Genomic DNA, 12,682 nt, shown 5'->3' with positions numbered 1-12,682 from the left:
TTAAATCACCTCGGCCTTGCCGCCGGCAGCCTCTATTTTTTCCAGCGCCGACTTACTGAATGCATGGGCCTTAATGGTAAGTGTTTTTTCCAGGTTGCCTTCACCCAGTATTTTAACCCCGTCCCGAATTTTCCTAACCACTTTAGTCTCCAGCAATACTTCCGGGGTCACCTCGGTACCGTTTTCAAAACGATTTAATTTGTCCAGGTTAACTGTAATAATCTCCTTTTTGAAAGGTGCATTGGTGAATCCCCGCTTGGGCATACGACGTTGCAAGGGCATTTGGCCGCCCTCAAATCCAGGTCTTACTCCACCACCGCTGCGGGCCTTTTGACCTTTATGCCCGCGTCCGGCGGTTTTACCCAATCCGGATCCGATACCCTGGCCTTTACGGGTAGGCTTACGTCTGGATCCAGGGGTGGGTTTTAATTCATGCAGGTTCATGGTGCACCTCCTTTACACTTCCTCCACTTTGAGCAAATGGGATACTTTATTGATTGCGCCCCTCACCTGAGGCGTATCATCCTGGATAACAAAGCGATTTGTTTTTTTAAGCCCCAGGGCGCGTACGGTCTTTCTTTGGGTCTCAGGCCGACCAATGACACTCCTGACCAGGGTAATCTTCAACTTAGCCACAACATAACCCCCTAACCCAGCAGTTCTTCCACAGATTTATTGCGCATGCGTGCCACTTGCCCGGGCGTTTTCAACATTTTAATCGCCTCAAAAGTAGCGCGCACCACATTGTTGGCATTGTTGGATCCCAAAGACTTGGTTAAAATATCCTTCACACCGGCCAGTTCCATGATAGCCCTGACAGGGCCGCCCGCTATAACACCGGTACCGGGTGCGGCAGGCTTCAGCAACACCCTGCCCGCCCCAAATCGCCCTATGACTTCATGTGGAATGGTAGCTCCCGCGAAAGGTACATTGACAAGCTTTTTCTTGGCATCTTCAACAGCCTTGCGTATAGCTTCGGGCACTTCACTGGCTTTGCCCAGACCGGCACCGACTGCGCCTTTACCGTCACCGACAACTACCAGGGCCGAAAAGCTGAACCGCCTGCCGCCCTTGACCACTTTAGCCACGCGATTGATAAATACTACTTTTTCGGAAAACTCGGACTTGGGTGGTTCAAATCTTGACACCGTTTCCCCTCCTTTTTAACCGATACATCTTAAAACTCAAGGCCGCCCTCTCTGGCTCCATCGGCCAGAGCCTTGACCCGCCCGTGGTAAACATAACCGGCCCGGTCAAACACCACTTGTTTGACACCCTTCTCCAGGGCCCTGCCGGCAATCAGCTTGCCCACTGCCACGGCCGCTTCCCGGTTACCACCGGATACGGTACCTTTAATTTCGGGCGAAAGGGATGACGCGGTCACCAGAGTTTCGCCGCGATCATCATTGATTATCTGGGCGTATATATTATTGAGACTGCGGTACACATTCAGCCTGGGGCGCTGCTCGGTACCACCCACCCTGTTACGCACGCGAAGCTGACGCTTTTTGCGCAATGCATTGCGGTCAGGTTTACTAATCATGCCACTTCACTCCTCCCCCCGTTAACGTTTAGCCCCGGCCTTGCCCACTTTACGGCGGATATGCTCACCCTCATACTTAATGCCTTTACCCTTGTAAGGCTCGGGTTCCCTTACCGACCGAATATTGGCCGCTATGGCGCCTACCATTTCCTTATCGATTCCTTTAACTGATATTTTGGTAGGAGCAGGAACTTCAATTTCTATCCCCGGCGGGGGTATAATTTCCACCGGATGCGAGTAACCCACCGTCAGTACCAGCTTATTACCCTGCATGGCAGCCCGGTAACCCACACCTACCAGTTCCAAATTCTTCTGAAAACCATTGGCAACGCCCTGCACCATATTGTTTAACAAGGTACGAGTGAGACCGTGCAATGACCTGTGCAACTTATTATCCGAAGGCCTCTCCACTACCATTGTGCGGTCATCCATAAACTTAATTTGCATGTCCTGATGAAACTCTTTTTCCAGCTTCCCTTTGGGGCCTTCGACCCGTACAGTTCTTCCGTCCAGCGTGGCCGTAACCTTATCAGGAAGCGGCACCGGTTTTTTGCCGATTCTGCTCATGCCTTACACCTCCTATGCCCCTTTCGCTACCAGACGTAGCAGATTACCTCGCCGCCGAGGCCCTCTTTGCGGGCTTTTTTGTCGGTCATGATCCCCCGGGAGGTGGATATTATAGCAATGCCCAGCCCACCTAACACCTTGGGAATGGAATCCTTACGGGCATATACCCGCAATCCGGGTTTGGATATGCGTTTTAGGCCGGTAATCACCCGCTCTTTACCTGCGCTGTACTTGAGGTAAACACGTAAAACACCCTGTTTGCCATCCTCAATATACTCATAATCCCTGATAAAACCTTCTTGTTTAAGAATATCTGCAATAGATCGCTTCATCTTGGAAGCGGGTGCTTCAATTTTATCGTGAAAAACCATATTGCCGTTTCGAATACGAGTCAAGAAATCGGCAACAGGATCAGTCATCACCATCTAAGGAATACCTCCTTCCTTTTACCAACTGGCCTTCCTCAGTCCGGGTATCTCGCCCTTATATGCCAACTCCCGGAAACAAACCCGACAGATCCCGAACTTGCGCATGTAAGCATGAGGCCGGCCACATATATTACATCTGTTGTGCGCCCGCACCGTAAATTTGGGAGGGCGCTTGGACCTGGCTACCATTGATTTTTTAGCCACACATTTCCCTCCTTTTGCTTAAGGCCAATATTATCTTCGATCAGGCGGCTTTAAACGGCATTCCGAGTAAACGGAGCAATTCCCGGGCCTCTTCGTCTGTCCGGGCGGTAGTGACAAAAATTATATCCATGCCCCTGACTTTGTCGATTTTATCATATTCAATTTCCGGGAAAATAAGCTGTTCCCGAACACCCATGCTGTAATTGCCCCGCCCGTCAAATGACTTCGGGGATATCCCACGGAAGTCGCGCACCCGCGGAAGAGCAATGTTAAACAGCCTGTCTACGAATTCGCACATACGATCGCCCCGCAAGGTAACCTTACAGCCTACATTCATCCCGGCACGCAATTTAAATGCGGCGATGGATTTTTTGGCCTTGGTAACCACCGGGCGCTGACCTGATATGATCATTAAATCGTTTACCGCGGCATCAATGGCCTTGCTGTTCTGGATGGCCTCGCCAACACCCATGTTAATAACAACCTTTTCCAGCCTGGGGACCTGCATGGAATTTTTATAGCCAAACCGTTCCATCATAGCCTTGACTACTTCATCTTTAAATTTATCCTTGAGCCTGGGCACACCTATACCCTCCTTCCGCCGGGTTAGCTGAGCACTTCCCCGCATCTCTTGCACTGGCGAACTTTCTTACCGTCTTCCAGTATTTTTCTCCCCACCCGGGTGGGTTGGTTACACTTGCTGCAATATAGCATTACATTGGAGCTGTGGATGGGGGCTTCCCTTTCCATAATGCCACCCTGCGGCATACTGCGTGTTGGCTTGGTATGACGTTTAACCTTGTTAACCCCTTCCACCACCACGCGACTTTTAGCAAGCTGCACTTCCAGCACCTTACCTTTTTTACCAGCGCTTTTGCCGCGAATCACCAGCACTGTATCGCCTTTATGCACATGCACTTTGGGCTTGGTCATATCCGTTACACCTCCTGTAGCGGCATTTACTACAATACTTCCGGGGCCAGGGAGACAATTTTCATATAATCGTGCTCTCTCAATTCCCGGGCCACGGGTCCGAATATACGGGTGCCACGCGGAGTTCCGTCATCTTTAATAATTACCGCGGCGTTCTCATCAAATTTAATATATGATCCATCGGGACGACGCACTTCCTTTTTGGTGCGCACGATAACAGCCTTAACCACGTCCCCTTTCTTAACAACGCCGCCTGGTGTGGCTTCCTTGACGGAGGCAACCACCACATCGCCCAGGCTGGCATATCGGCGTAACGAACCGCCCATCACGCGGATACACATCAGCTTACGGGCACCGGTATTGTCTGCCGCTCTAAGCATCGATTGTACTTGAATCACCGAATTAGCCTCCTTTGCACAATAACCGGCGGGCTACCGGCGGCTATAACTGCTCTGTCTTACGCAATATTTCCACCACACGCCACCGCTTATCTTTGGACAATGGCCTGGTCTCCATTATTTTGACCTTGTCGCCGATATTACATATATTTTCCTCATCATGTGCCTTATATTTTTTAGTTTGCCTAATAGTTCGGTTGTAAAGCGGGTGTCTAACCAATGTTTCCACAGCTACCACCGCGGTTTTATCCATTTTGTTGCTTACAACCATACCTGTTTGAGTTTTGCGCAAATTGCGCTCCGCCAACATGGCTACCCCCTTCCTGCATCGGGATAATATGTTTTTCATTAAGCCCGCTTAATACCGATTTCCCTTTCCCGAATGACAGTTATGACGCGGGCAATGTTTCTGCGCACTTCCTTTATGCGCATCGGGTTATCCAATTGTCCGGTAGCCAGTTGAAAGCGTAGCCGGAACAATTCATCCTTAGTATCGTTCATTTTCTTTTGCAGTTCCTCAACGGTCATATCGCGAAGTTCCTTAGCTTTCACTTGCCTCACCTACTTCCCCACGTCTTACAAACTTAGTTTTTATGGGCAGCTTGTGCGAGGCCAGGCGCATGGCCTCCCGGGCAACCTCTTCACTAACGCCGGCCAATTCAAACATTATCCTACCGGGCTTCACTACCGCCACCCACCACTCGGGAGCGCCTTTACCGCTGCCCATCCGAGTCTCAGCCGGCTTCTTGGTTACCGGTTTATCGGGGAAAATTTTAATCCATACTTTACCGCCCCGCTTGATATAACGGGTCATAGCAATACGAGCCGCCTCAATTTGCCGGTTGGTAATCCAGCCTGGCTCTAAAGCCTTTAACCCATATTCTCCGAAATGGACTTCATTGCCCCCCTTGGATTTACCCGAGGGTATCGCCCCGCGACGCTGCTTGCGGTATTTTACCCTTTTTGGAATGAGCATAGAGCCTATTCGCCTCCTTTACCGGCAGCGGTTCTCTTAACTTCCGGTAGAACTTCTCCTTTATATATCCAAACCTTAACACCGATTTTACCATAAGTTGTGTTCGCTTCGGCAAAGCCGTAATCAATATCGGCCCGCAATGTATGCAGGGGCACTTTGCCTTCACTATACCATTCGGTCCGGGCAATTTCAGCGCCGGCCAGTCGACCGCTGCAGGAAATCTTGATTCCCTTGGCGCCCATTTTCATGGCCCTGCCCACGCTTTGCTTCATGGCCCGGCGAAAAGCAATTCTTCTTACCAACTGTGAAGCCACATTCTCAGACAACAGTTGGGCATCAATTTCAGGTACTTTAACTTCAACTATATTAATATTTACATGCTTACCGGTCATTTGCTCCAACTGCTTGCGTAAATTCTCCACCTCGGCACCGCCCCGCCCGATGACGATACCCGGCTTGGCCGTGTGGATAGATAATTTTATTTTGTTGGCGGCCCGCTCAATCTGGATACGGGCAATACCGGCCGCATACAATTTCTTTTTAACAAACTTGCGGATATTAAAATCCTCCAGCAAAAGAGCGGGAAAATTTTTCTTGTCCGCATACCATTTACCTTCCCAGTCTTTTATAATGCCTATGCGCAATCCTACCGGATTTACCTTCTGGCCCACACTAACCCTCCTTCTTCTCTTGTACTACCACGGTAATGTGGCTGGTACGGCGGCGCAGTACATCCGCACGGCCCATGGCCCGGGGCTGCCACCGTTTTAAGGTGGGTCCTTGATCAACATAGCAGGCGGCCACATACAGGTTATCCTTATTCATTTCATAATTATGCTCGGCGTTGGCGGCGGCTGATTTAACCACTTTAGCCACGGGAACAGAAGCCCGCTTGGGTGTAAATTTTAATAGAGCCAGCGCCTCCTGCACATCCTTACCCCTGATAATGTCAATAACCTGACGCACTTTACGTGGGGAGATGCGAATATATTTCGCAACCGCTTTTGCTTCTTGCATGGTTTTACCCCCTTTACACGTTTACTTCAAAGACGTCGACCTTTCAGTATGTGATCCGTGACCCCTGAAAAGCCTCGTGGGGGCGAATTCGCCTAACTTATGTCCAACCATATCCTCGGTTACGTATACGGGAACATGTTTTCTGCCATCATGTACCGCAATGGTATGCCCGATCATATCCGGGAAGATGGTGGAACGGCGGGACCACGTCTTAATGACCCTTTTATCGCCCTTGTCATTCATCTCTTGGATTCTATTAAGGAGTTTTTCCTCACAATACGGGCCTTTTTTCAGAGAGCGACCCATCGGCTGGCCTCCTTCCTACACCTGTACATATACTTATTTTTTACCACGCCGCTTAACAATTAAACGATCACTGGGTTTTTTCTTCCTGGTACGTGCTCCCAAAGCAGGCTTACCCCAGGGAGTAACCGGGTTTCTGCCAACGGGTGAACGGCCCTCGCCACCGCCATGGGGGTGGTCCACCGGGTTCATCACCACGCCGCGCACTGTCGGGCGAATGCCTAACCAACGTGTGCGACCGGCTTTACCCACAGATATGTTCTCATGGTCCACATTGCCCACCTGTCCAATAGTAGCACGGCAATCCTGTAATATCAAACGCATTTCTCCCGAAGGCATGCGCACATGTGCGTATTTGCCTTCTTTAGCCATAAGCTGAGCCGCAGTACCGGCGGAACGCACCAACTGGCCGCCGCCCTTGGGATGCAGCTCAAGATTATGAATCATGGTACCTACCGGAATATCACGCAAAGCTAAAGCATTGCCCACTTTGATATCGGCGTCGGAACCCGATTCTATCTTCTGCCCCACTTGCAGGCCCGCCGGTGCAAGGATATAACGTTTTTCACCGTCGGCATAATGCAACAGGGCAATACGCGCCGAACGGTTTGGGTCGTATTCAATGGTGGCTACCTTAGCCGGTATACCGTCTTTATCGCGCTTAAAGTCAATTATCCGGTACATCCGTTTATGTCCGCCGCCACGATGACGGACGGTTATTCTGCCGCTGGCATTTCTGCCGCCTTTACTCTTAAGCGGTTCCAGCAGGGACTTTTCCGGCTCGGTGGCAGTTATTTCCTCGAAGGTTGAAACAGTTACAAACCTCCGACCCGGCGATGTAGGTTTGAATTTTTTAATCCCCACCTGGTTTCCCTCCTTATCGCACCTTCGAGCCCGTAAAGAACATCGAAGGGGTCATTTCACTAAACACCCTCGAAGAGTTGAATTTTTTGCCCCTCTTTAAGGGTAACTATGGCTTTTTTGCGATCGGGCGTCTTACCCCAACGGTGACGAACCCGCTTCAATTTACCTTTAACTCGCATGGTACGCACCTTATCGACTTTAACATTAAACAATTCTTCCACAGCCTGGCGAATTTCAATTTTATTGGCACCCATATCCACAATAAATGTGTACTTGTTTTCCTCCACCAAGCTCATACTCTTCTCAGTGACCACCGGTTTTTTAATAATATCGCGAGGATTTTTCATTAAACAAACACCTCCTCAACCCTGGCCACCGCATCTTTAGTAATAACCAGCGTTTTATGCGCCAGCAAATCGTATACATTCAGCCCCGGAACGCTTAATTGTTTGATGCCCGGTATGTTACGTGCCGACCTATAAACCGCGTCGTCCCTTTCCGCTGTTACTACTAAAGCTTTATTATCAACTTTAAGGTTTTTCAGTATTTTAACCATATCCTTGGTTTTAGGCGCATCCAGTTTAAGCTCTTCCAGCACTACAATAGTGCCACCCTCCACCTTGGAGGACAGTGCCGATTTCATAGCCAATCTGCGCACCTTTTTGGGTATCCGGTAGCTATAACTGCGTGGGTGCGGTCCGAAAACAATACCGCCGCCACGCCAGATGGGTGAACGAATAGACCCGTGCCGAGCCCGTCCTGTACCTTTCTGGCGATACGGCTTACGGCCGCCGCCACTGACCTCGGCCCTGGTTTTTGTATCGTGAGTGCCCTGCCGCCTACCGGCCAACTGCATGGTTACAACATCATGCAATGCTTGCTGGTGAACAGCAATACCGAAAATATCTTCCTTTAAGTCGATTTCTCCGACCTGGTCACCGTTCATATTATATATGGCAACTCTGGGCATGAATGACTTCCTCCTTTCGCTGCGCCGCCGTTACCTGGCTTTTACGGATTGCTTAACCATGACCAGACCGCCGCGCGGGCCCGGAATGGCTCCCTTAACAGCCAGCAGATTCTGCCCGGCATCCGCCCGGACAACCTCCAAATTCTGTATGGTTACCCGCTCAGCGCCGTAATGTCCCGGGAGCTTTCTGCCCTTGAACACCCGGGCCGGGCCTTTGGCCGCCAGCGAACCGGGTCGCCGGTGATACTTGGAACCGTGCGCCATGGGGCCACGGTGAAATCCATGGCGTTTGATACCACCCGAAAAACCGCGACCTTTGGTGGTACCCACAACGTCCACTTTTTCGCCGGGTGTAAATATGTCCACATTGATTTCCTGCCCAACTTCGTAAGCATCAATGTCATCGACACGAACTTCCCGCAAGTAACGCTTGGGCTTTATACCGGCCTTATCATAATGGCCTTTCATGGGTTTATTAAATAGGTTTTCCCGTTTTTCGCCAAAACCTATTTGGATAGCATTATAACCATCCTGGGCACTGGTTTTCTTTTGGGCCACCGTACAAGGACCGGCTTCAATAACGGTTACCGGCACGGCAATACCTTCATCTGTGAACACCTGGGTCATGCCAATCTTTTTACCTAATATTGCTTTGGGCATTTCTCCATGCACCTCCCGAGCCTGCTCGAAGTACTGTGCTTCCTAGGCTTTTCGATGCCGTCAGCGGTTCAACGTAATGGCCGCCGGTTGTGAGACGCGACCACATGTGCTGAACTTGACCTTCGAGACTGCTATCTGTTTATTTTCTTATAATTTAATTTCAATATCCACACCGGCGGGCAGGTCAAGGCGCATTAACGCATCTACCGTTTTGGGCGTGGGTTCCATAATATCGATGAGCCGCTTATGGGTCCTCATCTCAAACTGTTCCCGAGAGTCTTTGTTGACGTGCGGGGAACGTAAAATCGTATATATATTCTTTTCCGTAGGCAAAGGCACGGGGCCTGCCACATTGGCGCCGGTCCGCCGGGCGGTGTCCACTATTTTTTGGGCTGACTGGTCCAGCATGTGGTGATCGTACGCCTTAAGCCGGATACGGATCTTTTGGTTTTTCATGCACTGACCTCCTTTCGCCTAGAAGAAACACTTAAATGATTACTCGTTGATACCGGTAACAACACCGGCGCCCACGGTACGGCCGCCTTCACGAATAGCGAAGCGCAATCCTTCTTCTATGGCAATGGGAGTAATAAGCTCGATATCCATTTTAATGTTGTCGCCGGGCATTACCATTTCCACACCCTCCGGCAGCTGAGCCACGCCGGTCACGTCTGTGGTGCGGAAGTAAAATTGCGGGCGGTAACCATTGAAAAACGGTGTATGCCGGCCGCCCTCTTCTTTGGTCAGCACGTATACTTCCGCGTGAAATTTGGTATGGGGCTTGATGCTGCCGGGTTTGGCCAGCACCTGGCCGCGCTCGATTTCTTTACGGTCTACACCGCGCAGCAGACAGCCTACATTGTCGCCCGCTTCGCCGCGGTCAAGTATCTTGCGGAACATTTCCACGCCGGTAACGACGGTCTTGCGCGGCTTATCCATGAGACCTACGATTTCTACTTCTTCACCTACTTTGACGGCGCCGCGCTCAATACGACCGGTGCCCACGGTACCGCGACCGGTGATGGTGAATACGTCTTCGATAGGCATCAAAAACGGCTTGTCGATGTCACGTTCCGGGTTGGGAATATAGGAGTCTACTGCGTCCATCAGTTCCCAAACGCTTTTGCACCATTCGCAGTCACGTTTGCCGCACCCGCATTCCAACGCTTTTAATGCCGAACCGGTGATTACAGGTATGTCGTCGCCGGGAAATTCGTATTGGCTTAATAGCTCACGCACTTCCATGTCTACCAGCTCCAGCAGTTCGTCGTCGTCTACCTGGTCGGATTTGTTCAGGTACACCACGATATAGGGCACACCTACCTGGCGGGAGAGCAATATATGTTCACGGGTCTGGGGCATGGGACCGTCGGCGGCCGATACTACCAGTATGGAGCCGTCCATCTGGGCTGCGCCGGTAATCATATTCTTTACATAGTCGGCGTGACCGGGGCAGTCTACGTGCGCGTAGTGCCTGGCTGTGGTCTCGTATTCCACGTGGGCGGTATTGATGGTAATCCCGCGCTCTCTTTCTTCCGGTGCGTTATCAATCTCATCGTATTTCTTCACTGTGGCTCCGCCAACTGTCGACAGTATAGTGGTGATCGCCGCGGTCAGCGTGGTTTTGCCATGGTCTACGTGACCAATGGTACCAATGTTTACGTGCGGTTTGGTCCGCTCAAATTTCGCCTTTGCCATGGTTGGTTTTAATTCCTCCTTGCTTTATCCTTAAAATCTTTTGGATACAATGCCTTCCGCAATATTTTGCGGCACTTCTTCGTAATGACTGAACTGCATAGTGTAAGTGCCCCGCCCCTGGGTCCTGGAGCGCAGCTCCGTGGCATAACCAAACATCTCCGATAACGGTACTATGCCATGGATAACCTGGTTTACTCCCCGCGGTTCCATCTCCTCGATACGCCCCCGGCGTGCGTTAATATCGCCGATCACATCCCCCATGTACTCATCCATAACCACAATTTCAACCTTCATGACCGGTTCAAGCAGCACAGCTCCGGCCTTTTTGGCCGCATTTTGCAATGCCATACTGCCTGCTATTTTAAAGGCCATTTCTGAAGAGTCTACATCATGATAAGATCCATCCAGCAATGTGGCCCGCAGATCTACCAGCGGATAAGACGCTACAACACCATTGGACATGGCATCGGAGATGCCATTTGATACCGCCGGTATATATTCCTTGGGTATAACCCCACCGACAATTTTATTGACAAATTCAAAACCGGTGCCAGGATCGGTCGGTTCAATCTCAATTGCCACGTGACCATATTGACCGCGTCCGCCGGACTGGCGTATAAATTTACCCTCGCCCTTGGTTTTTTTGCGGATGGTTTCCTTATATGCGACCTGGGGCTTGCCGACAGTAGCCTGCACTTTGAACTCGCGCAGCAAGCGATCGACGATAATTTCCAGGTGCAGTTCGCCCATACCCCGAATGATGGTCTGCCCTGTTTCGGCATCAATATTAACCTTAAAGGTAGGATCTTCTTCGCCTAATTTTTGTAAAGCTATAGACATTTTGTCCTGATCGGCTTTAGTATTTGGTTCAATGGCCACTGAAATAACCGGCTCGGGAAACTCCATAGATTCCAGCAATATCGCCTGCTTCTCATCACACAGGGTATCACCTGTGGAAGTATCCTTGAGTCCCACCGCAGCCACTATATCGCCGGAATAAATCTCCTTAACTTCTTCCCGGTGGTTGGCGTGCATCCGTAAGATGCGACCGATACGTTCTCTTTTATCTTTTGAAGAATTATAAATATACGACCCGCTGGCCATTTGCCCGGAGTAAACCCGGAAATAGGTTAATTTGCCTACATACGGGTCCGTCATAATTTTAAACGCCAATGCTGAGAAAGGTTCCCCATCATCAGCTGCACGCGTGTCTTCATCGTCAGTATCGGGACGAGTACCGCGGATAGCGGGCACGTCCCGCGGAGATGGCAGGTAATCCACAATGGCATCCAATAAAGGCTGAACACCTTTGTTTTTAAAAGAAGACCCGCAAAGTACCGGTATAATTTTAACCGCCAGTGCGGCTTTGCGCAAAGCGCTCTTAATCTCTTCAGAGGTAAGCTGTTCCCCTTCAAGATACTTAAGCATCAATTCCTCGTCAAATTCAGCCACTGCTTCCAGCAGTTTTTCCCGGTATTCGTCAACCAACTCCCGCATATCTTCAGGAATATCTGTTTCTTCACTAGTGGTACCCAGATCGTCAATATATCTGAAAGCCTTGTAACGAACCAGGTCAACAATGCCGCTAAAGTTTTCCTCCACACCAATGGGCAACTGCAGCGCTACCGGGTTGGCGCCCAATCTCTTACGCATCATAGCCATGCCGTTAAAAAAGTCTGCGCCGACACGATCCATTTTATTGATATAAGCGATACGGGGCACCCTATACTTATCAGCCTGCCGCCATACTGTTTCAGACTGAGGCTCCACACCGCCCACCGAACAAAAAACGGCAACCGCCCCATCCAACACCCGCAGCGATCTTTCCACTTCCACCGTAAAGTCCACGTGCCCGGGTGTATCTATAATATTTACACAATGATCTCGCCATTGGCACGACGTTGCAGCCGAGGTAATTGTAATACCCCTTTCCTGCTCCTGCACCATCCAGTCCATTGTTGCCGCGCCGTCATGAACTTCACCCAATTTGTGCACTTTACCCGTATAAAACAGGATGCGCTCGGTGGTGGTGGTCTTTCCGGCGTCGATATGTGCCATGATGCCAATGTTGCGAGTTCTTTCAAGCGGAAACTGCCTCGCCATTAAGACCCCCCCCTTTCA

23 protein-coding genes are annotated in these 12,682 nt (G+C 50.5%); all 23 read right to left on the bottom strand.

The genetic code is table 11. The features are described 5' to 3' along the window. The 23 genes from rplO to fusA all read right to left on the bottom strand — a co-directional run bounded on the left by rplO (nt 1) and on the right by fusA (nt 12,664). Nucleotides 1-444: a 50S ribosomal protein L15 gene (rplO, locus tag ABDB91_RS02025; RefSeq protein ID WP_347489950.1), complete on the bottom strand. Its 444-nt coding sequence runs from the start codon at nt 442-444 to the stop codon at nt 1-3. Nucleotides 445-456: 12 nt separating this feature from the next. Then, nucleotides 457-636 carry a 50S ribosomal protein L30 gene (gene rpmD / locus ABDB91_RS02020; protein WP_347489949.1) on the bottom strand — a complete coding sequence of 60 codons (180 nt, stop codon included), beginning with the start codon at nt 634-636 and terminating at the stop codon, nt 457-459. Nucleotides 637-647: 11 nt separating this feature from the next. Next, a complete protein-coding gene (rpsE, locus tag ABDB91_RS02015) occupies nt 648-1,148 on the bottom strand; it encodes a 30S ribosomal protein S5 (RefSeq protein WP_347489948.1) in 501 nt (166 codons plus the stop codon). A 29-nt stretch (nt 1,149-1,177) separates the two neighbouring features. Beyond that, complete coding sequence (gene rplR, locus ABDB91_RS02010; protein ID WP_347489947.1) at nt 1,178-1,543, bottom strand: 50S ribosomal protein L18; 366 nt, start codon at nt 1,541-1,543, stop codon at nt 1,178-1,180. A 21-nt stretch (nt 1,544-1,564) separates the two neighbouring features. Then, entirely contained in the window at nt 1,565-2,110 is a 546-nt protein-coding gene (gene rplF / locus ABDB91_RS02005; RefSeq protein ID WP_347489946.1) for a 50S ribosomal protein L6, read from the bottom strand. 26 nt (nt 2,111-2,136) lie between these two features. Next, on the bottom strand, nt 2,137-2,535 hold the full coding sequence (gene rpsH, locus ABDB91_RS02000) for a 30S ribosomal protein S8 (RefSeq protein ID WP_347489945.1): 399 nt from the start codon (nt 2,533-2,535) through the stop codon (nt 2,137-2,139). A 21-nt stretch (nt 2,536-2,556) separates the two neighbouring features. Beyond that, nucleotides 2,557-2,742, bottom strand: coding sequence for a type Z 30S ribosomal protein S14 (locus tag ABDB91_RS01995; protein ID WP_347489944.1), 186 nt, complete (start codon nt 2,740-2,742; stop codon nt 2,557-2,559). 40 nt (nt 2,743-2,782) lie between these two features. After that, the gene (rplE, locus tag ABDB91_RS01990; RefSeq protein ID WP_347489943.1) at nt 2,783-3,325 is read right to left on the bottom strand and encodes a 50S ribosomal protein L5; all 543 of its coding nucleotides are present in this window, start codon (nt 3,323-3,325) and stop codon (nt 2,783-2,785) included. 23 nt (nt 3,326-3,348) lie between these two features. Next, complete coding sequence (gene rplX, locus ABDB91_RS01985; RefSeq protein WP_347489942.1) at nt 3,349-3,675, bottom strand: 50S ribosomal protein L24; 327 nt, start codon at nt 3,673-3,675, stop codon at nt 3,349-3,351. Between the two features lie 29 nt (nt 3,676-3,704). Continuing rightward, nucleotides 3,705-4,073: a 50S ribosomal protein L14 gene (rplN, locus tag ABDB91_RS01980; protein WP_347489941.1), complete on the bottom strand. Its 369-nt coding sequence runs from the start codon at nt 4,071-4,073 to the stop codon at nt 3,705-3,707. A gap of 43 nt (nt 4,074-4,116) precedes the next feature. Beyond that, the gene (rpsQ, locus tag ABDB91_RS01975) at nt 4,117-4,383 is read right to left on the bottom strand and encodes a 30S ribosomal protein S17 (protein ID WP_347489940.1); all 267 of its coding nucleotides are present in this window, start codon (nt 4,381-4,383) and stop codon (nt 4,117-4,119) included. Between the two features lie 38 nt (nt 4,384-4,421). Then, complete coding sequence (gene rpmC / locus ABDB91_RS01970) at nt 4,422-4,625, bottom strand: 50S ribosomal protein L29 (RefSeq protein ID WP_347489939.1); 204 nt, start codon at nt 4,623-4,625, stop codon at nt 4,422-4,424. Next, nucleotides 4,615-5,049 (bottom strand): 50S ribosomal protein L16, encoded by a 435-nt coding sequence (gene rplP / locus ABDB91_RS01965; RefSeq protein WP_347489938.1) that lies wholly within the window; start codon nt 5,047-5,049, stop codon nt 4,615-4,617. Before rplP ends, rpmC begins: the two co-directional genes overlap by 11 nt. Before the next feature lie 5 nt (nt 5,050-5,054). Beyond that, the gene (gene rpsC, locus ABDB91_RS01960; RefSeq protein ID WP_347489937.1) at nt 5,055-5,720 is read right to left on the bottom strand and encodes a 30S ribosomal protein S3; all 666 of its coding nucleotides are present in this window, start codon (nt 5,718-5,720) and stop codon (nt 5,055-5,057) included. 1 nt (nt 5,721) lies between these two features. Continuing rightward, nucleotides 5,722-6,066 (bottom strand): 50S ribosomal protein L22, encoded by a 345-nt coding sequence (gene rplV, locus ABDB91_RS01955; protein ID WP_347489936.1) that lies wholly within the window; start codon nt 6,064-6,066, stop codon nt 5,722-5,724. A 21-nt stretch (nt 6,067-6,087) separates the two neighbouring features. Continuing rightward, nucleotides 6,088-6,372 (bottom strand): 30S ribosomal protein S19, encoded by a 285-nt coding sequence (gene rpsS / locus ABDB91_RS01950; protein WP_347489934.1) that lies wholly within the window; start codon nt 6,370-6,372, stop codon nt 6,088-6,090. Nucleotides 6,373-6,405: 33 nt separating this feature from the next. Further along, nucleotides 6,406-7,233 (bottom strand): 50S ribosomal protein L2, encoded by an 828-nt coding sequence (gene rplB / locus ABDB91_RS01945; protein ID WP_347489933.1) that lies wholly within the window; start codon nt 7,231-7,233, stop codon nt 6,406-6,408. 59 nt (nt 7,234-7,292) lie between these two features. Beyond that, nucleotides 7,293-7,580, bottom strand: coding sequence for a 50S ribosomal protein L23 (rplW, locus tag ABDB91_RS01940; protein ID WP_347489932.1), 288 nt, complete (start codon nt 7,578-7,580; stop codon nt 7,293-7,295). After that, nucleotides 7,580-8,203 (bottom strand): 50S ribosomal protein L4, encoded by a 624-nt coding sequence (rplD, locus tag ABDB91_RS01935; RefSeq protein WP_347489931.1) that lies wholly within the window; start codon nt 8,201-8,203, stop codon nt 7,580-7,582. Before rplD ends, rplW begins: the two co-directional genes overlap by 1 nt. A gap of 30 nt (nt 8,204-8,233) precedes the next feature. Continuing rightward, nucleotides 8,234-8,863, bottom strand: a complete 630-nt coding sequence (gene rplC, locus ABDB91_RS01930; RefSeq protein WP_347489930.1) for a 50S ribosomal protein L3 — start codon at nt 8,861-8,863, stop codon at nt 8,234-8,236. A gap of 147 nt (nt 8,864-9,010) precedes the next feature. Then, nucleotides 9,011-9,319: a 30S ribosomal protein S10 gene (gene rpsJ, locus ABDB91_RS01925; protein ID WP_166512590.1), complete on the bottom strand. Its 309-nt coding sequence runs from the start codon at nt 9,317-9,319 to the stop codon at nt 9,011-9,013. Between the two features lie 39 nt (nt 9,320-9,358). Then, the gene (gene tuf, locus ABDB91_RS01920; protein ID WP_347489912.1) at nt 9,359-10,561 is read right to left on the bottom strand and encodes an elongation factor Tu; all 1,203 of its coding nucleotides are present in this window, start codon (nt 10,559-10,561) and stop codon (nt 9,359-9,361) included. Nucleotides 10,562-10,591: 30 nt separating this feature from the next. After that, nucleotides 10,592-12,664 carry an elongation factor G gene (fusA, locus tag ABDB91_RS01915; RefSeq protein ID WP_347489929.1) on the bottom strand — a complete coding sequence of 691 codons (2,073 nt, stop codon included), beginning with the start codon at nt 12,662-12,664 and terminating at the stop codon, nt 10,592-10,594. Nucleotides 12,665-12,682: the final 18 nt, after the last annotated feature.

Origin of the sequence: Desulfoscipio sp. XC116 (assembly GCF_039851975.1) — a bacterium.
In the GTDB taxonomy this organism is placed as follows: Bacteria; Bacillota; Desulfotomaculia; order Desulfotomaculales; family Desulfallaceae; genus Sporotomaculum.
The sequence above is the reverse complement of the archived record's forward strand: the minus strand, read 5'-3'. Positions and strand labels throughout refer to the sequence as shown.